Annotated in this window: 23 protein-coding genes and 2 tRNA genes; 1 reads left to right on the top strand and 24 read right to left on the bottom strand. The window is 66.2% G+C overall.

The features are described from left to right. Positions 1–4: 4 nt before the first annotated feature. From rimP to tpiA, 19 genes are all read right to left on the bottom strand, one after another. On the bottom strand, positions 5–613 hold the full coding sequence (rimP, locus tag B5D37_RS02455; RefSeq protein WP_078757096.1) for a ribosome maturation factor RimP: 609 nt from the start codon (positions 611–613) through the stop codon (positions 5–7). Between the two features lie 198 nt (positions 614–811). Then, positions 812–888: transfer RNA gene (locus tag B5D37_RS02460), tRNA-Met, on the bottom strand. Between the two features lie 60 nt (positions 889–948). Next, on the bottom strand, positions 949–2,397 hold the full coding sequence (nuoN, locus tag B5D37_RS02465; protein ID WP_078757097.1) for an NADH-quinone oxidoreductase subunit NuoN: 1,449 nt from the start codon (positions 2,395–2,397) through the stop codon (positions 949–951). A gap of 36 nt (positions 2,398–2,433) precedes the next feature. Continuing rightward, positions 2,434–3,960, bottom strand: a complete 1,527-nt coding sequence (locus B5D37_RS02470; RefSeq protein ID WP_425478015.1) for an NADH-quinone oxidoreductase subunit M — start codon at positions 3,958–3,960, stop codon at positions 2,434–2,436. 13 nt (positions 3,961–3,973) lie between these two features. Further along, entirely contained in the window at positions 3,974–6,073 is a 2,100-nt protein-coding gene (gene nuoL / locus B5D37_RS02475; RefSeq protein ID WP_078757453.1) for an NADH-quinone oxidoreductase subunit L, read from the bottom strand. A 34-nt stretch (positions 6,074–6,107) separates the two neighbouring features. Beyond that, positions 6,108–6,431, bottom strand: coding sequence for an NADH-quinone oxidoreductase subunit NuoK (gene nuoK / locus B5D37_RS02480; RefSeq protein WP_078757098.1), 324 nt, complete (start codon positions 6,429–6,431; stop codon positions 6,108–6,110). Next, on the bottom strand, positions 6,428–7,084 hold the full coding sequence (locus tag B5D37_RS02485) for an NADH-quinone oxidoreductase subunit J (RefSeq protein WP_078757099.1): 657 nt from the start codon (positions 7,082–7,084) through the stop codon (positions 6,428–6,430). The genes nuoK and B5D37_RS02485 overlap by 4 nt, the downstream gene beginning before the upstream one ends. Positions 7,085–7,091: 7 nt before the next feature. Beyond that, positions 7,092–7,580: an NADH-quinone oxidoreductase subunit NuoI gene (gene nuoI / locus B5D37_RS02490; RefSeq protein WP_078757100.1), complete on the bottom strand. Its 489-nt coding sequence runs from the start codon at positions 7,578–7,580 to the stop codon at positions 7,092–7,094. A 7-nt stretch (positions 7,581–7,587) separates the two neighbouring features. After that, positions 7,588–8,640, bottom strand: coding sequence for an NADH-quinone oxidoreductase subunit NuoH (gene nuoH / locus B5D37_RS02495; RefSeq protein ID WP_078757101.1), 1,053 nt, complete (start codon positions 8,638–8,640; stop codon positions 7,588–7,590). A gap of 2 nt (positions 8,641–8,642) precedes the next feature. Beyond that, positions 8,643–10,874, bottom strand: coding sequence for an NADH-quinone oxidoreductase subunit NuoG (nuoG, locus tag B5D37_RS02500; protein ID WP_078757102.1), 2,232 nt, complete (start codon positions 10,872–10,874; stop codon positions 8,643–8,645). Further along, positions 10,871–12,238: an NADH-quinone oxidoreductase subunit NuoF gene (nuoF, locus tag B5D37_RS02505; RefSeq protein ID WP_078757103.1), complete on the bottom strand. Its 1,368-nt coding sequence runs from the start codon at positions 12,236–12,238 to the stop codon at positions 10,871–10,873. The genes nuoG and nuoF overlap by 4 nt, the downstream gene beginning before the upstream one ends. Before the next feature lie 3 nt (positions 12,239–12,241). Beyond that, the gene (gene nuoE, locus B5D37_RS02510; RefSeq protein ID WP_078757104.1) at positions 12,242–12,769 is read right to left on the bottom strand and encodes an NADH-quinone oxidoreductase subunit NuoE; all 528 of its coding nucleotides are present in this window, start codon (positions 12,767–12,769) and stop codon (positions 12,242–12,244) included. 29 nt (positions 12,770–12,798) lie between these two features. Continuing rightward, the gene (locus tag B5D37_RS02515; RefSeq protein WP_234987701.1) at positions 12,799–14,028 is read right to left on the bottom strand and encodes an NADH-quinone oxidoreductase subunit D; all 1,230 of its coding nucleotides are present in this window, start codon (positions 14,026–14,028) and stop codon (positions 12,799–12,801) included. A gap of 80 nt (positions 14,029–14,108) precedes the next feature. Further along, on the bottom strand, positions 14,109–14,852 hold the full coding sequence (locus B5D37_RS02520) for an NADH-quinone oxidoreductase subunit C (protein WP_078757106.1): 744 nt from the start codon (positions 14,850–14,852) through the stop codon (positions 14,109–14,111). Continuing rightward, a complete protein-coding gene (locus tag B5D37_RS02525; RefSeq protein WP_078757107.1) occupies positions 14,852–15,442 on the bottom strand; it encodes a NuoB/complex I 20 kDa subunit family protein in 591 nt (196 codons plus the stop codon). Before B5D37_RS02525 ends, B5D37_RS02520 begins: the two co-directional genes overlap by 1 nt. Next, on the bottom strand, positions 15,433–15,789 hold the full coding sequence (locus tag B5D37_RS02530; RefSeq protein ID WP_078757108.1) for an NADH-quinone oxidoreductase subunit A: 357 nt from the start codon (positions 15,787–15,789) through the stop codon (positions 15,433–15,435). The genes B5D37_RS02525 and B5D37_RS02530 overlap by 10 nt, the downstream gene beginning before the upstream one ends. Positions 15,790–15,891: 102 nt before the next feature. Continuing rightward, positions 15,892–15,976: transfer RNA gene (locus tag B5D37_RS02535), tRNA-Leu, on the bottom strand. Positions 15,977–16,068: 92 nt separating this feature from the next. Beyond that, the gene (gene secG, locus B5D37_RS02540; protein WP_078757109.1) at positions 16,069–16,494 is read right to left on the bottom strand and encodes a preprotein translocase subunit SecG; all 426 of its coding nucleotides are present in this window, start codon (positions 16,492–16,494) and stop codon (positions 16,069–16,071) included. A gap of 48 nt (positions 16,495–16,542) precedes the next feature. After that, positions 16,543–17,295: a triose-phosphate isomerase gene (gene tpiA / locus B5D37_RS02545; RefSeq protein ID WP_078757110.1), complete on the bottom strand. Its 753-nt coding sequence runs from the start codon at positions 17,293–17,295 to the stop codon at positions 16,543–16,545. Positions 17,296–17,390: 95 nt separating this feature from the next. On the opposite strand from tpiA, the gene B5D37_RS02550 reads away from it, so the two are divergent. Next, a complete protein-coding gene (locus B5D37_RS02550; protein WP_078757111.1) occupies positions 17,391–17,906 on the top strand; it encodes a DNA-deoxyinosine glycosylase in 516 nt (171 codons plus the stop codon). A 16-nt stretch (positions 17,907–17,922) separates the two neighbouring features. Here the strand turns inward: B5D37_RS02550 and B5D37_RS02555 are convergent, their stop codons facing one another. The 5 genes from B5D37_RS02555 to trpB all read right to left on the bottom strand — a co-directional run bounded on the left by B5D37_RS02555 (position 17,923) and on the right by trpB (position 23,284). Continuing rightward, on the bottom strand, positions 17,923–18,870 hold the full coding sequence (locus B5D37_RS02555) for an isopenicillin N synthase family dioxygenase (protein ID WP_078757112.1): 948 nt from the start codon (positions 18,868–18,870) through the stop codon (positions 17,923–17,925). Between the two features lie 21 nt (positions 18,871–18,891). Beyond that, a complete protein-coding gene (glmM, locus tag B5D37_RS02560) occupies positions 18,892–20,235 on the bottom strand; it encodes a phosphoglucosamine mutase (protein ID WP_078757113.1) in 1,344 nt (447 codons plus the stop codon). 30 nt (positions 20,236–20,265) lie between these two features. Beyond that, complete coding sequence (accD, locus tag B5D37_RS02565) at positions 20,266–21,156, bottom strand: acetyl-CoA carboxylase, carboxyltransferase subunit beta (protein ID WP_078757114.1); 891 nt, start codon at positions 21,154–21,156, stop codon at positions 20,266–20,268. Positions 21,157–21,245: 89 nt separating this feature from the next. Further along, positions 21,246–22,058, bottom strand: a complete 813-nt coding sequence (gene trpA, locus B5D37_RS02570) for a tryptophan synthase subunit alpha (RefSeq protein ID WP_078757115.1) — start codon at positions 22,056–22,058, stop codon at positions 21,246–21,248. After that, positions 22,055–23,284: a tryptophan synthase subunit beta gene (gene trpB / locus B5D37_RS02575; protein WP_078757116.1), complete on the bottom strand. Its 1,230-nt coding sequence runs from the start codon at positions 23,282–23,284 to the stop codon at positions 22,055–22,057. The genes trpA and trpB overlap by 4 nt, the downstream gene beginning before the upstream one ends. Positions 23,285–23,327: the final 43 nt, after the last annotated feature.

Genomic DNA, 23,327 nt, shown 5'->3' on the forward strand with positions numbered 1-23,327 from the left:
CTCGTTACTCCACCGGGGTCGGATCGTCCGACGCCGGCTTGTTGGTGGGATTTTCGGGTTGGTTCTTGTTCGCCCTGGCCTTGCCGGCACCGGGCTTGCCCGGCTTGACAGGCTCCAGGCCCAGCGCAGCCCAGTCCGGGACCAGCCGCGCCTTGTCGATGTTCTCGATGTCCGCCTGGATTTCCGCGCCATCGACGACGAATACGATGGTGCTTCCCTCGATCCGCTCGATGCGGCCGGTCAGGCGCCTGCGGCCTTCCTGGGGGAGCTTGAGCGTGACCTTCGCGGTCTCGCCCTGGAAGCGCTTGAAATGCTCCAGGTTGAACAGTGGGCGGTCGATCCCCGGCGACGACACCTCGAGGGTGTAGTTGCCACTGATCGGATCTTCCACGTCGAGCTGGGCCGAGACTTCGCGGCTGACCGCTTCGCAATCCTCGATGCTCACCAGGCGCGGCTCACCCTGCTGGTCGGCCTCGCCCGCGGGCACGTCGATGTACAGGCGCAGCGTTGCGCCACCGGATCCGGGCAGGTACTCGATGCCCAGCAGCTCGACGCCCAGCGACTCCACCGTCGGGGCGAGCAGGTTTGAAATTTCGGCCGCTTTGTCCGTCACGCGCTGAAGCTCCTGCGGTTGCGACTGGCGAGTTGGGCTGCGGGCAATCCCGGAACCGGCGTAAACAAAAAGGGCCCGAAGGGCCCCTTGTCCGTACCGCTGGATGTCGGCGTGACGCGAGAGCAGTGCGCGTCACCAAGCCCGAGCCTTTGGCTAAAAAAGAAAGCCTCGAACGAGGCTTCCTTGATCAGCCGAAGCTGGTAGCGGGGGCAGGATTTGAACCTGCGACCTTCGGGTTATGAGCCCGACGAGCTGCCAGACTGCTCCACCCCGCATCAGGCCGTCCATGATAGCGACGGTCTTCGAACTACGCAAGCCTGAACAGGCTTTTTCTTTCAGATCCCGAAGGCCCGCTGGCACCAGGCCATGATCGGGCTCCAGGCAAAACCCAGCGCGAGCAGCGACAGCGCATTGATCCCGAACACCAGCCGTGTCGGACGCCCGCTGCTGGAGACCGGCATCTCGCCTTCGGGTTCATCGAAGTACATCGCCTTGACCACGCCGAGGTAGTAGAAGGCACCCACCACGGCGAACACGATGCCGATGATGGCGAGCCACAGCATGTCGCCCTGCAGGGCCGCCTGCAGCACCGCGAGCTTGGCCCAGAAGCCGAGGAACGGCGGCACGCCGGCGAGGGACACCATGATGCACAGGACCATGCCCGCCATCCAAGGATCGCGCGCGTTGAGCCCCCTGTAGTCCGAAATCGCATCGGCCTCGAAGCCGCGGCTGGCGAGCACGACGATCGCGCCGAATGCCGCGGTCGCCATCAAGGCATAGCTGATCGAATAGAACAACGCGGCGGCGAAGCCCTGGTCACCGCCCCCGGCAAAGCCCATGAACAGGAAGCCGACGTGGGAGATGGTCGAGTACGCCAGCATGCGCTTGAGGTTGGTCTGCACCATCGCGCCGAGGTTGCCGATCACCAGCGACAGCACCGCCAGGCCCGCCAGCATCAGGCGCCAATGATCCTCCAGCGGTCCGGCGGCCACCTCGAGCAGCCGATAGGCCATGCCGAAGGTGGCGAGCTTCGGCGCAGAACCGATGAACAGCGTGATCGGCGTCGGCGCACCGTGGTAGACGTCCGGCAACCACATGTGGAACGGGGCGGCACCGAACTTGAAGCCGATCGCAACCACCATGAAGACCACGCCGGTCACCAGCATGGTCGGCGCCGGGGAACCGGCGATGGAGTCGGCGATGGCCTGCAATTGCAGCGTCCCGGTCGCGCCGTAGACCAGCGACATGCCGTACAGCAACAGGCCAGAGGCCAGGGCGCCGAGCACGAAGTACTTGATGCCGGCCTCCGACGCAGTCGGGTTGTCACGATCAAGTGCCACCAGCGCGTACTGGCACAGCGCGAGCATTTCCAGCCCGACGTAGATCATGACCATCGATCCGGCAGACACCAGCAGCATCATGCCCAGCGTCGCGAACAGCATGAGCACCGGGATCTCGCCCTTGTACAGGCCGCGCGCCCGCAGGAACGGCCACAGGTAGACCATCGACAGCGCGGCGACAGCCGCGATCGTGATCTTGAGCACGTCGGCCACGCCATCACGGACGAACATGCCACTGAGCACTTCGCCCTGCCCGCCCACGCCAAACGCCAGCATCGCCGTCACCGCGACGAGCAGTCCGATCGAGCAGGCATGGGTGATGATCCGCTGCCGCTCCGACAGGAACAGATCCAGCATCAGCAGCGCGAAGGCGCCGCCGACCAGGACCAGCTCGGGCAGCATCGGCATCAGTTCGGCAGCGGAACGTACGGGAACCATTGGCATTTCTCTGGTGGTCGCGCGAGTGGCGCGGCTTGTCGGTTAAAGCTTGGAAGCGGCGATCTGCATGGCGAGGTTGGCGATCGAAGGTTCCATCAGGTCAGTCAGCGGCTTGGGCCAGATGCCGATCAGGAGCGTGCCTGCCGCGAACGCACCGAGCACGAACACTTCCCGCGGATTGATGTCCCGCAGCTTCGCCACGTTCTCATTGGCCACGTCGCCCCACAGCACGCGCTTGACCAGCCACAGGGTGTAGCCGGCACCGAGGACGAGCGTGGTTGCCGCGGCGAAAGCGATCATCGGGTGCTTCTGGAAGCTGGCGATGATGACCATGAACTCGCCGACGAAACCCGAGGTGCCGGGCAAACCGGCGTTGGCCATCGCGAACAGCACGTAGAACACCGCGAACCAAGGCATCACGTTGGCGACGCCGCCGTAGTCCTTGATGCGCCGGGTATGCATGCGGTCGTACAGCACCCCGATGCAGGTGAACATCGCGGCCGAGATAAAGCCATGGCTGACCATCTGCACCATTGCGCCCTGCAGGCCCAGCCGCGCGCCGTCGAGGTTGCCGTAGTCACGCACCAGCCCGAAGGCGATGAAGGTACCCAGGGTCACGAAGCCCATGTGCGAGATCGAGGAATACGCCACCAGCTTCTTCATGTCGTCCTGGGCCAGTGCGACCAGGCCGACATAGATGATGGCCACCAGGCTGAGGGCGATCACCAGCCACGCCCACTCGGCGCCGGCATCGGGCACGATCGGCAGCACGAAGCGCAGGAAGCCGTAGCCACCGATCTTCAGCATGATCGCGGCCAGGATGACCGAACCCGCGGTCGGCGCCTCCACGTGCGCATCCGGCAGCCACGTATGCACCGGGAACATCGGTACCTTGACCGCGAATGCCACCAGGAAGGCGAAGAAGATCCACATCTGCTCCGACGCGGTCAGCTGGAGCTGGTAGAGGTCCGCCAGCTGCCAGCTGCCACCCTTCATGTACAGGTAGATCAGCGCCACCAGCATGAAGAGCGAGCCGAGGAAGGTGTAGAGGAAGAACTTCACCGAGGCGAACACGCGGCGCGGACCGCCCCAGACGCCGATGATGATGAACATCGGGATCAGCATCGCCTCGAAGAACACGTAGAACAGCATCGCGTCCAGTGCCGCGAACACACCGACCATCAAGCCCTCGAGGATGAGGAAGCACGCGTAGTACTGGCTCACCCGCTTGTCCACGCCCCACGCGCCGATGAGTACCAGCACCGAAGTGAACGCGGTCAGTGCGATCAGGGCGGCGGAGATGCCGTCCACCCCGAGGTGGTAGCGGATGTCGAACGCGGGGATCCACGCGTGGTCCTCGACCAGCTGCATCGCCGGCGTCGCCATGTCGAAGCCGGTCAGCATCGGCACGCACAACAACAGCGTCACCGCGGCAATTCCGGTGGCGAACCAGCGCGCAGCGTTGGCCCGCCCTTCGCCGAGCGCAAGGGTGATGAAGCCGCCGATGATCGGCAGCCAGACAAGCAGGCTCAGCAAGGGCAGCGCGCTTTGGAGAGGCTCTTGGGTCACGTCGCGGTCCTGGTCAGTTCAAGGTCCGGATGAGCAGGGCCAGCAACACAATCAGGCCGAGGATCATCGCGAACGCGTAGTGGTAGAGGAAGCCCGACTGCAGCCGGCGCGCCAGGCGCGCGACCAGCCCGACCAGCGACGCGCTGCCATTGACTGCGGCGCCGTCGATCACGTGGGTATCGATGGCCCGCGAGACCTTGCCCATCTGCACGCTGCCGCCGGCGAACCCGGTGATCCAGAGGGTGTCGAAGCCGTACTTGTTCTCGAGTACACGCACCGGCCAGGCGAACATGTGGCGCGCCCGGGCAGCCAGCGCCGGTTTCCACCAGTACATCACCGTCGCGAGAACGAACCCACCGAACGCGAGCCAGAACGCCGGCGACTGCAGGCCGTGCAGCGCGAACTGTGCGGGACCGTGCCAGACCTCGGCCTTCAGGGTAGCCATGACGTCGTTGGCTGCCGCGAGGTCGATGGCGCCCAGGAAGAACGGGAGTTGCTCGTGGTGGCCGGTCCAGTCGGTACCGAACAGCATCGGGCCTGCGGTGAAGTAGCCGATCAGCACCGAGGGAATGGCGAGCAGGATGAGCGGCACCGTGACCACCCACGGGGACTCATGGGGCTCATGCTGGTGCGCATGGCCATGATGGCCGTGTCCGTCGTCGTCCAGCGGTTCGTGGTGCGTCTCCTGTCCATGCGGACCATGCGCATCGCGCGCGTGGGAATCGGCCGTCTGGCGGAAGCGCTCCTTGCCGTGGAAGGTCAGGTACAGCAGGCGGAAGCTGTAGAACGAGGTGACGAAGGCGCCCAGCAGCACGGCCCAGTAACCGTAGGTCCCGATCCAGCCGGCGCGCTCGCTCGCCAGGTGCGCCGCCTCGATGATGGTGTCCTTGGAGTAGAAGCCGCTGAAGAATGGCGTGGCAACCAGCGCGAGCGTGCCCAGCAACATGGTCCAGTAGGTGATCGGCATGTACTTCTTCAGGCCGCCCATCTTGCGCATGTCCTGCTCGTGGTGCATCGCGATGATCACCGAGCCGGCGCCCAGGAACAGCAGCGCCTTGAAGAAGGCGTGCGTCATCAGGTGGTACACCGCCGCGCTGTAGGCCGAGACACCCAGAGCCACCGTCATGTAACCCAGCTGCGACAACGTCGAATACGCCACGACGCGCTTGATGTCGTTCTGCACGATGCCGATCAGGCCGGTCCAGAAGGCCGTGGTGGCGCCGATGAACAGCACGAAGTTCAGGGCCGTCTGGCTGAGCTCGAACAGCGGCGACATCCGGGCCACCATGAAGATGCCCGCCGTCACCATGGTCGCGGCATGGATCAGGGCCGAGATCGGGGTCGGGCCTTCCATCGAGTCCGGCAGCCAGACGTGCAGGGGCACCTGCGCCGACTTGCCCATCGCACCGATGAACAACAGGATGCAGATCACCGTCGGCACCGACCATTCGTAGCCGTCGATGATCGACATGTTCATGTTCGCGATCGTCGGGGCATTGGCGAAGACCACGCCGTAGTCCAGCGACCCGAACATCAGCACCACGCCGGCGATGCCGAGCAGGAAGCCGAAGTCGCCCACGCGGTTGACCAGGAACGCCTTGAGGTTGGCGAACACCGCCGTCGGCTTCTTGAACCAGAACCCGATCAACAGGTACGACACCAGGCCCACCGCCTCCCAGCCGAAGAACAACTGGAGGAAGTTGTTGCTCATCACCAGCATGAGCATCGAGAAGGTGAACAGCGAGATGTAGCTGAAGAAGCGCTGGTAGCCGGGATCCTCGTGCATGTAGCCGATGGTGTAGATGTGCACCAGCAGCGACACGAACGTCACCACGACCATCATCATCGCGGTGAGCTTGTCGACCATGAAGCCGACGTTCGCCTCCAGCCCGCCCACCTGGAACCAGGTGTAGATGTTCTCGTTGAACGGCGCGGCGCCCTGCCCGACCAGCTGCCAGAGCACCCAGGCCGACATCACGCAGCTCGCGCCGACGCCAAGGATGGTGACGGTGTGGGCACCGGCCCGCCCGACACGACGCCCGAACAGGCCGGCAATAATCGCGCCCAGCAGCGGCGCCAGCACGATCGCGACCAGCAGCGACCTGGAGATCATGTGGCCACCGTAGATTTCAGCACCCGGCATCGGATCAGCCCTTCATCGTATCGAGTTCGGCGACGTTGACCGTGCGCCGGTTGCGGAACAGCGTGACGAGGATCGCCAGGCCAATCGCGGCCTCGGCGGCCGCCACCGTCAGGATGAAGAACACGAACACCTGGCCGTATGGATCTCCGTGCTGGCGCGAGAACGCGACGAAGTTGATGTTGACCGCCAGCAGCATCAGCTCCAGGCACATCAGCAGCACGATCACGTTCCTGCGGTTGAGGAAGATGCCGGCGACGCTGATGCAGAACAGCGCGGCACCGAGTGCGAGGAAGTGTCCCGGCGTCAGGCCGGACGCGAGCAGGTTCATGGCTTCACCTCGGTATCGGCCGGCGAGTCGTACAGCGAGCCCGGCTCGGGCGCCGGTGCCGACTGCGACGGCGCCATCTTGACCATGCGCACGCGGTCGGTCGACTTGACACGGGACTGGTCGCCCGGGTTCTGGCGCTTGGTTCCGCCGCGCTGGCGCAGGGTCAGCATGACCGCTGCGATCACCGCGATGGTCAGGATCACCGCGGCGGTCTCGAACGGCAGCAGGTAGGTGGTGAACAGCGAGGTCGCGAGCCACTCGACATTCGATATCCCCGCCGACGGATCCGCCGACAGCGGGACCGACATCTGCGCCTTGATGCCGATCAGCACCAGGATCTCCACCAGCATGACCACCGCCACCAGCAGGCCGAACGGCAGGTAGCGCACAAAGCCCGTTCGCATCGGTCCGACGTTGATGTCCAGCATCATGACCACGAACAGGAACAACACCATCACCGCCCCGACGTAGACCAGGATCAGCGCCACGCCGAGGAACTCGGCACCGGCGATGATCCACACGCAGGCCACCGAGAAGAACGTCAGCACCAGCGACAACGCGGCGTGGACCGGGTTGCGGACGCTGATCACGCCGATGGCGGACGCCACGGCGGTGAGCGCGAAGACGATGAAGGCGATGAAGGCGAGATCCATGGCGGGCTCAGCGGTAGGGGGCGTCGGCGGCGCGGCGCTCGGCGATCTCGGCTTCCAGCCGGTCACCGATCGCCAGCAGCTGCGGCTTGGTGGCAATGTTCTGGCCACGCTGGTCGAAGTGGTACTCGTGGATGTGGGTCTGGACGATCGAGTCCACCGGGCAGGACTCCTCGCAGAACCCACAGTAGATGCACTTGAACAGGTCGATGTCGTAACGCGTGGTGCGGCGGCTGCCGTCCTCCCGGCGCTCCGAATCGATGGTGATGGCCAGCGCGGGGCACACCGCCTCGCACAGCTTGCAGGCGATGCAGCGCTCCTCCCCGTTTGCGTACCGGCGCAAGGCGTGCATGCCGCGGAAGCGCGGCGACTGCGGCGTCTTCTCCATCGGGTACATCAGCGTGTACTTGGGCCGGAACAGGTACTTGAGCGTGAGCGCCATGCCCTGGGCCAGCTCGATCAGCAGCAGGCTTCTGAAATAGGAGGTGATGCGATTCATAGCTTTCTCACTGCCCCGGCAGGAAGACGTCGTGGTACGCCATCAGCGACACCACCACGATCCATGCGATCGAGAGCGGGATGAAGACCTTCCAGCCCAGGCGCATGATCTGGTCGTACCGGTAGCGCGGGAACGTCGCACGGAACCAGATGTAGGCGCTGGCGAAGAAGAAGACCTTGGCCAGCAGCCACCACCAGCCATCGACCGACAGCAGCGGGATGCCGAGGCCCTGGAAGGGGCTCAGCCAGCCACCGACGAAGAAGATCGAGACCAGGAAGCTGACCAGGATCATGTTCGCGTATTCGGCGAGGAAGAACAGCGCGAAGGACGCACCCGAGTATTCGACCATGTGGCCGGCCACGATCTCCGACTCGCCCTCCACCACGTCGAACGGCGCACGGTTGGTCTCGGCGACGCCGGATACGAAGAAGATGATGAACAGCGGCAGCAACGGCAGCCAGAACCACTCGAACAGGCCCGCGTTGCCGGCCTGCGCCATCACGATCATCGACAGGTTCAGGCTGCCCGAGGCCACCATGACGCCGACCAGCGCAAAGCCCATGGCGATCTCGTAGGACACCATCTGCGAGGCCGCGCGCATCGCACCGATGAAGGCGTACTTCGAGTTGGAAGCCCAGCCGGCGAGGATGATCCCGTACACACCGAGCGAGGTCATGGCCAGGAGGTAGAGCAGGCCGGCGTTCGCGTTGGACAGCACCACCTGCGCATCGAACGGCACCACCGCCCAAGCTGCGAAGGAAGGTACCAGCACGATCAGCGGGGCGAGGCGATACAGGAACGGCGAGGCCGCGGTCGGCTGCACGACCTCCTTGAAGAGCAGCTTGAAGACGTCGGCGAACGTCTGGAGGATGCCCATGCCGACGTACATCGGTCCACGGCGGGCGTGCATCCAGCCGATGAGCTTGCGCTCCCACAACACGTAGAACGCGACGGCGATGATCACCGGCATCGCGATGGCGAGGATCTTGAGCACGATCCAAAGGGCGGCGCCGGCAGCCCCGAACGACAACAACCAGTCACGGAACGGGTCGAACCACATGCTCAAGCCCCCCTCGCCGTGACGCGGCCGCTGCGCAGCGGTGCGGTGGCACCGTGCCCGACCTCGACCCAGAGGGTCCCGCGCGCGACGTTCGGATTGATATCGACCGGCAGCGTGGCCACGCCCGCCGCGGTATCGAACTTGCCGGTGGCGCCCTGCTCGAGCCCGATGGCGCGAGCGTCCTCCGGATGCAGCGAGGCGCGGGGCGACACGTTCAGCGGATGCGACTGCAGCGGCCCGGATCGACGGACCACCGCGTCGCCGCGATAGATCGCCGTGGTGGCCGCGACTTCGAGCCCGTCGCCGGCAATATCGGCAGCCTTGCCCGCCACGGGAGTCACTTCACGCTTGGACATGCCATCCCGAAGCCCGGCAAGGTCGGTGAAACCAAAGCCTTCCGCTCCCAGTTCGCCGCCGAGCGCGCGCAGCACGCGCCAACCCGGCCGCGCCAGGCCAGGCAACTTCCCGCCGGCGATCGCAGCCTGCTCGCGGCCGTCCAGGTTGGTCAGCGTCGCATCGATCTCAGGCAGCAGCCCGATCGGCAGGATGACGTCGGCGACCGCGCGCGTGGATTCACACGCGAAGTGGCTGAAGGCCACCACCTGCGCCCGACCCAGTGCCTGCATCGCGGCGGCGGTATCGGCGAAGTCCAGGCCCGGCTCGATCCCGTAGATGACGTAGGCGGAGCGCGGATCGGCCAGCATGCCGTTGGCATCCCGCGTACGCGGAAGCACGCCATGGTCGGACAGGCCGACGGCGTTGGCGCCTAGCGGGATGCGACACAGGGCTGCCCCGGTCGCCGAGGCGAAACTACGCACGGCCGTGCGTATCGCGGCGGCATGGCTGCCGTTCTCGGCCAACCCGCCCACGATCACCACGGCACGGGACGCGGCTCCGACCGCTTCACGCAACGCTGCGTCATCCAGCGTCGCCGCGATCTTCGAGGGCGCGACGATGTGCTTGCCGTCGACGTCGAATGTCTGGTCGAAGTCGACCGGATTGACCACGTGCACCTTCGCACCGTTCCGCCACGCCTTGCGCACGCGCGCGTTCACCAGCGGCAGCTCGTGGCGCAGGTTGCAGCCGACAATCACCACCAGGTCGGCCAACTCGATGTCGGCCACCGGCATCCCGAAGGTTTCGGCCACGGCGCCATCGGAAAGGTCGCGCTGCCCGATGCGGTGATCCAGGTTGCCGGTACCGAGCGCGTCGGCGAGACGTGCCAGCAGCGTGCCTTCTTCGTTGGAGGTGGCCGGGTGCACCAGCATGCCCAACTGGTCGGCGCCGTTGTCGCGCAGGATCGCGATAGCCTTGGCCAGCGCCTCCTCCCAGGTCGTTTCACGCCATTCACCGCCGTCCTTCACCATCGGGACCGACGCGCGGTCGGCGGCATACATGCCCAGATGCGAGTAGCGGTCGCGATCGGACAGCCAGCACTCGTTGACGGCGTCGTTGTCGCGCGGGACAGCACGCATCACCTCGCCCCGGCGGACGTGCAGGAAGAGGTTGCTACCGAGGGCGTCGTGGTAGCCCAGCGACTCCCGCGCCAGCATCTCCCAAGCCCGCGCACGGAACTGGAACGGCTTGTTGGTCAGCGCACCCACCGGACAGACGTCGATGACGTTGCCGGAAAGCTCCGTCGTCAATGGCTTGCCGTCATAGGTGCCGATCTGCAGGTTTTCGCCGCGCGACATGCCACCCAGCTCGTAGGTACCCGCGATCTCGGCGGTGAACCGGACGCAACGCGTGCAGTGGATACAACGCGTCATCTCGGTCGCCACCAGCGGACCGATGTCCTCGTCGGGCACCACGCGCTTGCGTTCGGCGAAACGGCTGACCGACCGGCCATAGCCCATCGACAGGTCCTGCAGCTCGCACTCGCCGCCCTGGTCGCACACCGGGCAGTCGAGCGGATGGTTGATGAGCAGGAACTCCATCACGTTGCGCTGGGCGCCCAGCGTCTTCTCGGAGCGGGTCGACACCTTCATGCCGTCCATCACCGGCGTCGCGCAGGCCGGTGCCGGCTTGCCCATCTTCTCCACGTCGACCAGGCACATGCGGCAGTTCGCCGCGATGCTCAGCTTGTCGTGGTAACAGAAACGCGGCACCGGGATCCCGGCCTTGTCGGCCGACTGGATGATCATCGAACCCTTCGGCGCGTACATCTCGACGCCATCGATCTCGATGGTGACGTGGTCCGGCGGCACGTTCGGGTTGCTCGGCTGCGCACTCATGCGGCCTTCTCCACCTTGCCCGCCGCCTGGTCATCGACGAGGAAGCGCTTGTTCGTGATCGCGTATTCGAATTCGTGCCGGAAATGGCGGATGAAGCCCTGCATCGGCCAGGCCGCGGCCTCTCCGAACGCACAGATGGTGTGGCCTTCGATCTGGCCGGCTGCGGTCCGCAGCATCTCGAGGTCGGCGAGGCTCGCCTTCATCTCGGCGATGCGGCTGACCATGCGATACATCCAGCCGGTGCCCTCGCGGCACGGCGTGCACTGGCCGCAGCTTTCCTTGAAGTAGAACCGTGCGATGCGCTGGCAGGCGCGCACCATGCAGGCGGTGTCATCCATCACGATGACCGCGCCGGAGCCGAGGCCGGAGCCGGCCTTCTGCAACGCGTCGTAGTCCATCGTCAGGCCCATCATGGTCTCGCCCGGCAGCACCGGCATGGACGATCCACCCGGGATCACTGCCTTGATCGTGCGCCCGGGGCGCATGCCGCCGGCCATCTCCAGCAACTCGGAGAACGGGGTGCCCAGACGGATCTCGTAGTTGCCCGGGCGCGCCACGTGGCCGGAGACCGAGAACACCTTGGCGCCGCCGTTGTTGGGCTTGCCCAGGTTGAGGAACCATTCGGCGCCGTTGCGTACGATCGCCGGCACCGAGGCATAGGTCTCGGTGTTGTTGATGGTGGTCGGCTTGCCGTACAGGCCGAAGTTGGCCGGGAACGGTGGCTTGAAGCGCGGCTGGCCCTTCTTGCCTTCCAGCGACTCCATCAGCGCGGTTTCCTCGCCACAGATGTAGGCACCGGCGCCGAGGACGCCGTGGATGTCGACGTCGACGCCGCTGCCAAGCACGTTCTTGCCGAGCCAGCCGTTGTCGTACGCCTCCTTCAGCGCCTGCTCGAAATGCTCGAAAGGCTCGTGATGGAACTCACCGCGCAGGTAGTTGTAGGCCACCGTGGAGCCGGTCGCGTAGCAGGCGATCGCCATGCCCTCCACGACGGCGTGCGGATTGAAGCGCAGGATGTCGCGGTCCTTGGCCGTGCCCGGCTCGGACTCGTCGGAGTTGCACAGGATGTACTGCTGGGTGCCGCTGCCCTTGGGCATGAAGCTCCACTTCAGGCCGGTCGGAAAACCTGCGCCACCACGGCCACGCAGGCCGGACTGCTTGACCATCTCCACGACGTCGGCCGGCGCGATCTTCTCTTCGAGGATCCTGCGCCAGGCACTGTAGCCGCCGGTCTTGAGGTAGTTGTCGTACGACCACGGCGTGTCGAAGTGCAGCGTCGTGTAGACGACGTTGTGCTCCTGCGGTGCAGGCCCCACCGGGCCGTAGCCCTTGCTGTAGTCGTGGTGCGAATCGTCGTGCGCCATGCCCTACTCCAACCCGTCCAGCAGTTCGTCGACCTTCGCCTTGTCGAGGTTCTCGTGGTAGTGGCCGTTGATCACCACCACCGGCGCACCACAGCAAGCCGCGAGGCACTCTTCCTCGCGCTTGAGGAATACCCGGCCGTCGGCGCTGGATTCTCCGACCTTGCAGCCCAGCTTCTTCTCCGCGTGGGCCACCATCTCTTCGCCGCCGTTGAGCCAGCAACTGATGTTGGTGCAGAAGGCGACGTTGTGCCGGCCGACCGGCTCAAGCTCGAACATCGAATAGAAGGTGGCGACCTCGTACGCCCAGACCGGCGGGAGCGACAGGTACTTGGCGACGGCGGCGATGATCTCGTCGCTCAGCCATCCACCGTTCTGCTCCTGTGCCGCATGCAGGCCCTGCAGCACCGCCGAACGCTTGCGGTCCGGCGGGAACTTGGCCACCCAGTGGTCGATGTGGGCACGCGTCTTGTCGGACAACGCCACCAGCGGGTCGACGTGTCGGCAGGCCTCGAAATTTCCGGTCGCTTTCATTCTTGGGTAGATCCTCAGCGATCGCCGCGCTAGCGGTCGATCTCGCCGAACACGACGTCGTAGGTGCCGATCATGGCCACCACGTCCGCCAGCATGTGGCCCTTCACGATCTCGTCCATCGACGAGAGGTGGGCGAAGCCCGGTGCGCGCAACTTGCAGCGGAACGGCTTGTTGGCGCCGTCGGACACCAGGTAGCAGCCGAACTCGCCCTTGGGCGCCTCGATCGCACAGTAGGTCTCGCCCGCCGGAACGCAGTAGCCCTCGGTGAAGAACTTGAAGTGATGGATCATGGCTTCCATCGACTCCTTCATCTCCTCGCGCGACGGCTGGCGAAGCTTGAAGCTGTCGGTCATTACCGGCCCGGGATTCGCCTTCAGCCACTTCACGCACTGCTTGATGATGCGGGTGGACTCGCGCATCTCGGCGACGCGAACCAAATAGCGGTCGTAGCAGTCACCGTTCACGCCAACCGGGATGTCGAAATCGACTTCCGCATACTTGGCGTAGGGCTGCTTTTTGCGCAGGTCCCACTCGACGCCGGAGCCGCGCAGCATCGGGCCGGTCATGCCCCAGGCCAGCGCCTTCTCCGGACTGATCACGCCCACGCCGACCGTGCGTTGCTTCCAGATGCGGTTGTCGGTCAGCAGGGTCTCGTACTCGTCGACGCGGCGCGGGAAGTCATCCGCGAAAGCGTCCAGGTAATCGAGCAGCGAGCCCTCGCGCCACTCGTTGAAGCGCTTGAGGTCCTTGCCCTTGCGCCAGGGGGACTCCTTGTACTTCAACATGTGGTCCGGCAGGTCGCGATAGACGCCGCCCGGACGATAGTAGGCGGCGTGCATGCGCGCACCGGAGACTGCTTCGTAGCAGTCCATCAGTTCTTCGCGCTCGCGGAACGCGTACAGGAACACCGCCATCGCACCGAGGTCGAGGGCGTTCGAACCCAACCACATCAAGTGGTTGAGCAGGCGCGTGACCTCGTCGAACATCGTGCGGATGTATTGCGCGCGATCCGGCGCGTCGACACCGACGAGCGTCTCGATGGCACGCACGTAGGCGTGCTCGTTGCACATCATCGACACGTAATCCAGCCGGTCCATGTACGGAACCGACTGGTTGAACGGCTTGGACTCCGCGAGCTTCTCGGTGCCGCGATGCAACAGCCCGATATGCGGGTCGGCGCGCTGTACCACCTCGCCGTCCATCTCCAGGATCAGGCGCAGCACGCCGTGCGCCGCCGGATGCTGGGGGCCGAAGTTCATCGTGTAGTTGCGGATCTCGGCATGGCCGGCACTGGATCCGTCCACCACCGGGCCGCCGAAGGGATTCTCGACAGACGTATTCATGGCTTGGCCTCCCTCCTGCCGGCGCTCTCGCCCGCGGAGGTTTCGTAGCGCGCGTCGTCACGGATCACGCGCGGCACAAGCACGCGGGGATCGATCGACACCGGCTCGTAGACCACGCGCTCGCGCTCCGCGTCGTACCGCACCTCGACGTTGCCGATGAGCGGGAAGTCCTTGCGGAAAGGATGGCCGACGAAACCGTAGTCCGTGAGGATGCGACGCAGGTCCGGGTGACCCTCGAAGATGATGCCGAACAGGTCGAAGGCTTCGCGCTCGAACCAGTTGGCCACCGGCCAGACCGAAGTCAGGGACGAGACGACGGGAAGATCGTCGTCGGGCGCGAACACGCGCAGCCGCACACGACGGTTGTACTGGACGGACAGCAGGTGCGCCACGGCGGCGAAGCGGCGCTGCGGCGGATCGGCCGCGCCATTGGGCGCCTCGCCCCAGAGGAAGCGGCCGGCACCCTTGCCCTCGACCCCACGCGAGTAACCTTCGGAGGACACGGCGGTATCCCACTCGTCCGCGCCGTAGCTGAGGTAGTCGACACCACTGATGTCCATCAGCTGGTCGAACCCCAGTTCGTCGCGCAGCGACTGGGCTGCCGGGAGCCAGTCGGCCGGGTCGACATCAATGGTCACCTCGCCACGCGGTTCGGCCACGCTGACGAGGGCATCGGGGAAGCGGGCGCGCAGCTGGTCCGGGAACTGGACCCCGCCGTCCTGAACGGTGTTCTCGCTCATCACCGCACGCCCTGCCGGTTTTCGCCGAAGTTGGTGCCGCGACGGATCTTCTTCTGCAACTGGAGGATGCCGTACACCAGCGCCTCGGCGGTCGGCGGACAGCCAGGCACGTAGATATCGACCGGCACGATGCGATCACAGCCGCGCACGACGGAGTACGAGTAGTGGTAGTAACCGCCGCCATTGGCGCAGCTGCCCATGGAGATCACCCACTTCGGGTCGGGCATCTGGTCGTAGACCTTGCGCAGCGCCGGGGCCATCTTGTTGACGAGGGTTCCGGCGACGATCATCACGTCGGACTGGCGCGGCGACGGACGGAACACGACGCCGTAGCGGTCGAGATCGAGGCGCGAGGCGCCCGCGTGCATCATCTCGACGGCGCAGCAGGCCAGGCCGAACGTCATCGGCCACATCGAGCCGGTGCGCGCCCAGTTCCACAGGGTGTCGAGGTTGGTGGTGACGAAACCCTGCTTCAGCAGCGGGTTCTCGCCCTCCGGCAACAGGATGTCGTCGAGGCGACCTTCCGGAAGCGGGTTGTGCATGAGCCCGGAGACGCGGTCGCCCAGCGTCGGGGTCTGGTTCACTCCCATTCGAGTGCTCCCTTCTTCCATACGTAGATGAAGCCGAGCAGCAGCATGCTCGCGAAGATGCCCATCTCGATCAGGCCGACCACGCCGAGGTCACGGAAGACCGTTGCCCAGGGCACGATGAAGATGATTTCCAGGTCGAAGATGATGAACTGGATGGCAATGAGGTAGTAGCGCACGTCGAACTGCATGCGTGCGTCTTCGAAAGGGGTGAACCCGCATTCGTACGGCGAGAGCTTTTCCGCGCTCGGCCGGCGCGGACCGAGCGCATTACCCACCACCAGCAGGGCGACGCCAATGACGCTGGCGACGATCAGGAACATCAGGGTCGGCAGGTATTCGGCCAGCACGCGTGTTCTCTCGGCTATGCCGCGCGGACGCGGCCTTGGCTCGGGGCACCACCGGTGCCGTGCTTCGGCACAGGGGGCCGTCGTGTTGTTGCGTTGCTGGAGTGGTGCCCAAGGGGGGACTCGAACCCCCACGACCTAAGCCGCTACCACCTCAAGGTAGTGCGTCTACCAATTCCGCCACCTGGGCACATGATCCAGCGATGTTGCCTGTTTCCGGTCGTCCTGACCGAACACCCTGCATCCATGCAGGGCGTTTGACGCTAATTGTATCGCGTTGACCTACTGGTTAGCAGGGTCTGTCGGTGCCGATTGTGTCGGTTCCTCCACGGGAGCCGATGGCACGGTGCTGTCGACAGCAGCGGGCTGCGTCACTTCGGGCGCGACCGGCACCGCGGAGGAGCCTTCCGGCGCTGCCGGGGCCACCGGCACCTGCGACATGACGCCAAGGTCCTGCGCCGCTTCCGGAGCGGCAACGGCGCGGGTGGCCTGCCATGCCATGAACAGGCTGATGGCGAAGAACAGGATGGCAAGCCACTTGGTGGCATTGCTCAGGAAGCTGGACGCACCACGGGAGCCGAAGACGGTCGCGGAGGCGCCGCCGCCGAAACCGGAGCCGGCCTGCGCACCGGCGCCGCGCTGCATGAGGATCAGCGCGACCATCGCGATGGCGACCAGCACATAGATGACGTTGAGGAACAACAGCATCGATAGAAACCCGTTAGTGGTACGGCCTGGAACTGTGCCCGGAACCGCTCAGGACGCCGCCGCGGCTGCGATGGCGTTGAAATCGGCGGCCACCAGCGAGGCCCCTCCGATCAGGCCGCCATCCACGTCGGGCTGCGAAAACAGCGTCGAAGCGTTGTCGGCCTTCACGCTACCGCCATAAAGGATCGGCAGCGAGCCAGCGATTCTAGCATCGTGCGCGGCGATTTCGCTACGGATGAACGCATGTACTTCCTGGGCGACCTCCGGGCTGGCGGTCTTTCCGGTCCCAATGGCCCAGACCGGCTCGTAGGCGATGATCGCGCCGTCGAAGACTTCCACGCCGGCCCTTAGCAGCGGGCCCAACTGCTCTTCCAGACGCCACTCGGTCTGGCCGTCCTGTCGCTCGCGCAGGCTCTCGCCGACGCAGAGGATAGGCACCAGTCCGGCCGCCTTGGCCGCAAGGTACTTCGCAGCCACGACATCGCTGCTCTCTCCATGGTGCTGCCGTCGCTCGGAATGGCCCACCAGGCCGTAGCGGGCCCCCACATCGACCAGCATCGCCGCCGAGACCTCGCCGGTATAGGCGCCTTTCTCGCGGGCACTCACGTCCTGGGAGCCGAACTCGAGGCCCCGGGTTCCGTAGCGGGCTACCAGCTCCCCCAGATAAGGCAGCGGCGGCAGGATGATGCGCTCCACCCCGTCCGGTGCCGGGGCCGCGACAACGGCATCGAGCAACTGGTTGGCGAATCCGCGATCACCGTGCAGCTTCCAGTTCCCGGCTACGATCCTGCGACGCCCCATGGCCTTTGCCCCGTATTGGAAACCGCGGATTCTACCGCAGCGGGCGACCAGGGCCGCCACGGACCTTCCCCTTCAATCGCCCGTTTTCCACCGACATGATCCAGAGTTTCCCGCCCATCGCCCGCCCTGATGCCCGGGTGCTCGTGCTGGGCAGCATGCCCGGCATGCGCTCGCTCCAGGCCGGCCAGTACTACGCCCACCCGCGCAACCTGTTCTGGCCGATCATGGGCACGCTGCTGGGCGCCAGCCCGGCGCTGGCGTATCAGGACCGGTGCGGCCGCCTTTGCGAGGCAGGTATCGCACTATGGGACGTACTGGCGAGCTGCGAGCGCGAAGGCAGCCTGGACAGCGCGATCATCGACTCCACCGCGCTCACGAACGACTTCGGCGCCTTCCTGCGGTCGCATCCGGGCATCGGCCACGTCCTGTTGAACGGAGCGAAGGCGGAAGCCACCTTCCGGCGGTTCGTCGCCCCCGTGCTGCCCGGGCATCGACTCGAGCTGCAGCGGTTGCCATCCACCAGCCCCGCCAATGCTTCGGTGGCGCTCGCGACCAAGCTCTCGGCGTGGCGGACCGCGCTGCTCCGGGCTGGGATCGACGTATCGGACTGAACTGCAGCCCGACCGCCTATTTCAGCTTGATCTCCCTCAGCCGCTCGTCCAGGTAGCCCTGCGCGGTGATCGGCTCCGGATAGCGGCTGGGGTTGTCGGGCGTCACCGTCGACGGCAACACGTCGATCACGAAGTCCGGATTGGGATGGAGGAAGAACGGCGTGGAGTACCGGGGCTGCCGCGCGCCCTCCCCCTTCGGATTGACCACGCGGTGGGTCGTCGAGGGGTACACGTGGTTCGTCAGGCGCTGGAGCATGTCGCCGATGTTGACGACGATGGTGTCCTCGTCGGCGGTGAACGGCACCCACTCGCCCTTGCGTGAAAGCACTTCCAGGCCGGCCGCGCTCGCACCCACCAACAAGGTGATGAGGTTGATGTCCTCGTGCGCACCCGCCCGCTCGTTGGGCACCTCGGGCGCGGTGATCGGCGGGTAGTGGATCGGGCGCAGGATCGAGTTGCCGCAATCGGTCTTGTCGATGAACCAGTCCGCCGGAAGTCCGATGTGCAGCGCCAGGGCCGACAGCACCCGGGAGCCGAGCTCGTCGAGCGACTGGTACAGCCCGTAGGCGACGTCGCGGAACTCGGGGATCTCCGACGGCCACAGGTTCGGCGGCATGACCGCAGCATTGGCGGAGTCCCGCGGGATTTCGCGGCCAACGTGCCAGAACTCCTTGAGGTCGTAGTGCGTGGCGCCCTTCGCGGTTTCCACGCCGAAAGGCGTGTAGCCGCGGGCACCGCCGCCACCGGCGACGTGGTACTTGCGCTTCACTTCCTCCGGAAGCGCAAAGAAGCGGCGGAAGACGTCATACGCTTCGTCGATCCGAGCCTTCGGTATGCCATGGCCACGGATGCCGGCGAAGCCCCACTCGCGATAGGCGGCGCCAAGTTCGTCGACGAAATCCGGTCGGGTGCCGACATCGTCGAAGCGGCGGATGTCCAGCGTGGGGATGGAGGGGGAAGTCATGTCTGCAGGTTCCGGGGTTGCTCAGCGTGCGGCGGATTCGACCGCGGCGGAAAGACGTTCGAGGGTGGACTGGACGAGCGCGGCATCGTCCGCCTCGACCGTCACCCGGATCACCGGCTCGGTGCCGGACGGCCGCAGGAATGCCCTGCCCCGCCCCGCCACGGCCGCCTCGGCCTCCGCCAGCGCGGCCTTCACCGAATCGGCTTCCGCCGGACGTGCCCCGCTGGGGAATCGGACATTGACCGTGCGCTGGGGCACGCGATGCAGACCCTTCAGGGCTTCGCGCAGGCTGGTGCCGCTGCGATGCAGGACTTCCAGCACCTGCAGGGCACTGACGATGCCATCACCGGTGCCACTGCGGTCCAGGCACAGGAGGTGGCCGGACGCCTCGCCGCCCAGCACACCGCCATGCTTGTGGAGCTGCTGGTGGACGTGCCGGTCCCCGACCTTCGCCCGGATGAAGCCGATGCCGCGATCGCCGAAAGCCTGCTCGAGGCCGAAGTTGGTCATCACCGTACCGACCACCGGCCCTTGCAGCCGGCCACTGCGGTGCCAGTCGCAGGCAAGCATGTACAGCAGGTCATCGCCGTCGCGCACCTCACCCTGGTCATCGATGAACATGACCCGGTCGCCGTCGCCATCAAAGGCGATGCCGAGGTCGGCGCCGGTGTCGCGAAGCCGCCGTGCCAGTGCTTCCGGATGGGTCGAGCCCACCCCGTCGTTGATATTGAGGCCGTTGGGCTCGACACCGATGGCGTCGACCTGGGCCCCCAGCTCGCGCAGCACCATCGGGCCGAGCTGGTAGGTCGCGCCGTTGGCGCAGTCCATGGCGATCCGCATGCCGCCCAGGTCGAAGCCGCGCGGCACCGAGTTCTTGCACGCCTCCACGTAGCGTCCCACGGCGTCACGCGCGCGCACCGCCTTGCCCAGCTGCTCGGAGGGCACGGTGCGGAAGGGTTGCTCCAGCGCCGCTTCGATCGCCAGCTCGGTGGCGTCGTCGAGCTTCTCGCCCATCGCCGAAAAGAACTTGATGCCGTTGTCGAAGTGCGGGTTGTGCGATGCGGAGATCACGATGCCACCGTCGGCACGCATCGAACGTGTGAGGTGGGCCACCGCCGGCGTTGGCATCGGGCCCATCAGCTGCACGTCGACGCCCGCGGCGACCAGGCCCGCCTCCAGGGCGGCTTCGAACATGTAGTTGGAGATCCGGGTGTCCTTGCCGATGATCACCACCGGCTTGCGCCAGCCGCGATGGGGGAGCGAGTGCCCGTACGCGTTGCCGAGGCGCAGGACGAAGTCGGCTGAAATGGGCCCCTGCCCGACCTGGCCACGGATGCCGTCGGTACCGAAATACTTGCGTGTCATTGAAGCTCTCTGTGCATGGGACGGCGCGCCTCAGGCAGCGGCGTCGGCGTCGTCTTCGGGGCGTGGCTGCTTCATGAGCAACGCCAGCAGGGCGGCGAGGCGGTCGCGCATCTCGCGCCGGTCGCAGATCTGGTCGATGGCGCCATGTTCAAGCAGGAACTCGCTGCGCTGGAAGCCTTCGGGCAACGTTTCGCGCACGGTCTGCTCGATCACCCTGGGGCCGGCGAAACCGATCAGCGCCTCCGGCTCGGCAATGTTGATGTCGCCCAGCATCGCCAGCGAGGCCGACACGCCACCCGTGGTCGGATGGGTCATCACCGCGATGTAAGGCAGCCCCGCCGCGCGCAGGCGACCCAGGGCGGCGGAGGTCTTGGCCATCTGCATCAACGAGAACAGGCTCTCCTGCATGCGCGCACCGCCGGTGGCGGTGAAGCAGACCATCGGACAACGCGCCTCCAGGGCGGCTTCGGCGGCCAATGCGAAACGCTCGCCCACCACCGAGCCCATCGAGCCGCCCATGTAGGCGAAGTCGAATGCGCATGCCACCAGCGGATGCTGCTTCAGCGTGCCCTTCAGGGCGATCAGCGCGTCGCGCTCGCCGGTGGACTTCTGTGCGGCCCGGATGCGGTCGGAGTACTTCTTCTGGTCGCGGAACTTGAGGACGTCGGTCGGGCCGAGGGTCGCACCGATTTCGCTGGTGCTGCCTTCGTCCAGCAGGGCCATCAGACGGACGCGGGCGCGGATCGCGCGGTGATGCCCGCACTTGGGGCATACCTCGAGGTTCTCTTCGAGCTCGGGCCGGTACAGCACTGCCCCGCACCGGTCGCACTTCTCCCAGAGCCCCTCGGGCACGCTGCGCCGCTTGGCGCTCGCGTTGTCGGTGCGGATGCCGGACGGCATGAGTTTCTTGAGCCAGGACATGCGATGCGGGTTCCCGTGGTGCGGAAGGGTACGGAGCCGCCCTGTGCGGGGCGGCTCCGGCTGCCGGACAGTTTAACGCAGCGCCTTGCTCAGGCCGCGGGGAGGCCATCGAGTCCGCTGCGCAAGGGTTCCAGAAAGGCGCGGGCGCGGCTGGCGGCCTGGTCGGGATCCGCGCTGCCGGCGATTGCCGACACCAGCGCGCTGCCCACCACGACGCCATCGGCCCCGCGTGCCATGGCCACGGCGCTGGCGGCGTCCTTGATCCCGAATCCCGCCACCACCGGCACCCGGCTGTGCTCGCGGACCAGCTTCAACCGGTCATTGGCGCTACCGGTGTCCAGGTGATCCGCCCCGGTCACGCCCGAATAGCTGACGTAGTAGAGGTAGCCGGACGCCTGCGCGCAAAGGCTGGCGATGCGATCGGGTGATGTCGTGGGTGCCGCCAGCAGCACCAGCGCGAGTCCATGGGGAGAGAATCCATCCCGGAACTCCTGCGCCTCTTCCGGCGGCAGATCGACCAGGAGGGTCCCGTCGATGCCGGCCGCCACTGCTTGCCGTGCGTAGCGGTCCGCGCCGCGAATCTCGACCGGGTTGAGATATCCCATCAGGACGACCGGCGTGGCCTGGTCGGTCTCACGGAAGCGCCTGACCGTCTCGAACACCCAGTCCAGGCTTGCACCCGCAGCCAGGGCGCGTTCGGAGCTGCGCTGGATGGTGGGGCCGTCGGCCATCGGATCGGAGAATGGGACCCCGAGCTCGATCACGTCGGCGCCCGCCGCCGCCAACGCATGCATCACCGGCACGGTCGCATCCAGCGAGGGGTCGCCAGCCGTGATGAACGGCACCAGCGCCTTGCGGCCGCGGGCGGAGAGTTCGGCGAAACGCGCGTCGATGCGGTTCATGGCGCCCCTTCGAAGTCGATGCCCTCGCGGGCGGCGATCGTGTGCACATCCTTGTCGCCGCGCCCGGACAGGTTGCACAGCACGATGGCGTCGCGCGGCATCCCCGCCGCCAGCTTTGTGGCCTGCGCCAGCGCGTGGCTGGATTCGAGCGCGGCAAGGATGCCCTCGGTCCGCGCCAACTGATGGAAAGCAGTCAGCGCTTCGTCATCGGTAACCCCGACGTACTCGGCGCGGCCGGTGTCCTTCAGATAGGCGTGTTCGGGCCCGACCCCAGGGTAGTCCAGGCCGGCGGAGACCGAGTGGGTCTCGATGATCTGGCCGTCGTCGTCGCACAACACGTAGGTGCGGTTGCCATGCAGGACCCCGGGGCGCCCGGCCGCAAGCGACGCGGCATGGCGCCCGGTGCCGACCCCCTCGCCCGCCGCCTCGGCGCCGACGATGCGTACGCCGGCGTCGTTGAGGAAGGCGTGGAAGATGCCGATCGCATTGCTTCCGCCGCCGACGCAGGCGGTCACCACGTCCGGCAGGCAGCCGTACTCGGCCAGCATCTGCTCGCGCGCCTCCCGGCCGACCACGGCATTGAAGTCGCGCACCATGCGGGGGTACGGGTCGGGCCCCGCCACCGTGCCGATGATGTAGAAGGTGTCGTCGACGTTGGTCACCCAGTCCCGCATCGCTTCGTTGAGCGCATCCTTCAGCGTCGCCGAACCGCTGGTGACCGGCACCACCTTCGCGCCCAGCAACTGCATGCGGTAGACGTTGATCTTCTGGCGCTCGATGTCGGTCGCGCCCATGTAGACCACGCACTCCAGCCCCAGCCTCGCCGCGACCGTCGCCGAAGCCACGCCATGCTGGCCGGCGCCGGTCTCGGCGATGATCCGGGTCTTGCCCATCCGACTGGCCAGCAGGGCCTGGCCGATGGTGTTGTTGATCTTGTGCGCGCCGGTGTGGTTCAGGTCTTCGCGCTTGAGCAGGATGCGCGCGCCGCCCACCTCCTCGCTCAGCCGCTCTGCGTGGTAGATCGGGCTCGGACGGCCCACGTAATGCGCGAGGTCGCGTTCGTAGGCCCTGATGAATCCTGGATCCACCCGCGCCTCGTCGTAGGCCGCTGCGAGTTCCTGCAGGGGGCCGATCAGGGTTTCGGCGACGAAGCGGCCTCCGAAGCGGCCAAAGTGCCCGGACGCGTCCGGAAGCGAGTGGTAGTCGATGGTCGGGGCTGGAGGCATGTCGGAAGATCCGCGGAGACGCACCCGGACAGCCGGCTGCGGA

Source organism: Lysobacter spongiicola DSM 21749 (assembly GCF_900167055.1).
In the GTDB taxonomy this organism is placed as follows: domain Bacteria; phylum Pseudomonadota; class Gammaproteobacteria; order Xanthomonadales; family Xanthomonadaceae; genus Novilysobacter; species Novilysobacter spongiicola.

Excerpts from the sequence above, each read along its gene's own strand:
- nuoG (WP_078757102.1), bottom strand. The coding sequence starts at position 10,874 with ATGAGTGCGCAGCCGAGCAACCCGAACGTGCCGCCGGACCACGTCACC.
- B5D37_RS02555 (WP_078757112.1), bottom strand. The coding sequence starts at position 18,870 with ATGACTTCCCCCTCCATCCCCACGCTGGACATCCGCCGCTTCGACGAT.
- nuoN (WP_078757097.1), bottom strand. The coding sequence starts at position 2,397 with ATGCCAATGGTTCCCGTACGTTCCGCTGCCGAACTGATGCCGATGCTG.
- trpA (WP_078757115.1), bottom strand. The coding sequence starts at position 22,058 with ATGAACCGCATCGACGCGCGTTTCGCCGAACTCTCCGCCCGCGGCCGC.
- secG (WP_078757109.1), bottom strand. The coding sequence starts at position 16,494 with ATGCTGTTGTTCCTCAACGTCATCTATGTGCTGGTCGCCATCGCGATG.
- nuoL (WP_078757453.1), bottom strand. The coding sequence starts at position 6,073 with ATGATCTCCAGGTCGCTGCTGGTCGCGATCGTGCTGGCGCCGCTGCTG.
- nuoF (WP_078757103.1), bottom strand. The coding sequence starts at position 12,238 with ATGGCGCACGACGATTCGCACCACGACTACAGCAAGGGCTACGGCCCG.
- nuoH (WP_078757101.1), bottom strand. The coding sequence starts at position 8,640 with ATGTGGTTCGACCCGTTCCGTGACTGGTTGTTGTCGTTCGGGGCTGCC.
- B5D37_RS02515 (WP_234987701.1), bottom strand. The coding sequence starts at position 14,028 with ATGAACTTCGGCCCCCAGCATCCGGCGGCGCACGGCGTGCTGCGCCTG.
- B5D37_RS02525 (WP_078757107.1), bottom strand. The coding sequence starts at position 15,442 with ATGGGAGTGAACCAGACCCCGACGCTGGGCGACCGCGTCTCCGGGCTC.
- trpB (WP_078757116.1), bottom strand. The coding sequence starts at position 23,284 with ATGCCTCCAGCCCCGACCATCGACTACCACTCGCTTCCGGACGCGTCC.
- accD (WP_078757114.1), bottom strand. The coding sequence starts at position 21,156 with ATGTCCTGGCTCAAGAAACTCATGCCGTCCGGCATCCGCACCGACAAC.
- B5D37_RS02520 (WP_078757106.1), bottom strand. The coding sequence starts at position 14,852 with ATGAGCGAGAACACCGTTCAGGACGGCGGGGTCCAGTTCCCGGACCAG.
- B5D37_RS02550 (WP_078757111.1), top strand. The coding sequence starts at position 17,391 with ATGATCCAGAGTTTCCCGCCCATCGCCCGCCCTGATGCCCGGGTGCTC.
- nuoE (WP_078757104.1), bottom strand. The coding sequence starts at position 12,769 with ATGAAAGCGACCGGAAATTTCGAGGCCTGCCGACACGTCGACCCGCTG.
- glmM (WP_078757113.1), bottom strand. The coding sequence starts at position 20,235 with ATGACACGCAAGTATTTCGGTACCGACGGCATCCGTGGCCAGGTCGGG.
- nuoI (WP_078757100.1), bottom strand. The coding sequence starts at position 7,580 with ATGAATCGCATCACCTCCTATTTCAGAAGCCTGCTGCTGATCGAGCTG.
- tpiA (WP_078757110.1), bottom strand. The coding sequence starts at position 17,295 with ATGGGGCGTCGCAGGATCGTAGCCGGGAACTGGAAGCTGCACGGTGAT.
- B5D37_RS02485 (WP_078757099.1), bottom strand. The coding sequence starts at position 7,084 with ATGGATCTCGCCTTCATCGCCTTCATCGTCTTCGCGCTCACCGCCGTG.
- nuoK (WP_078757098.1), bottom strand. The coding sequence starts at position 6,431 with ATGAACCTGCTCGCGTCCGGCCTGACGCCGGGACACTTCCTCGCACTC.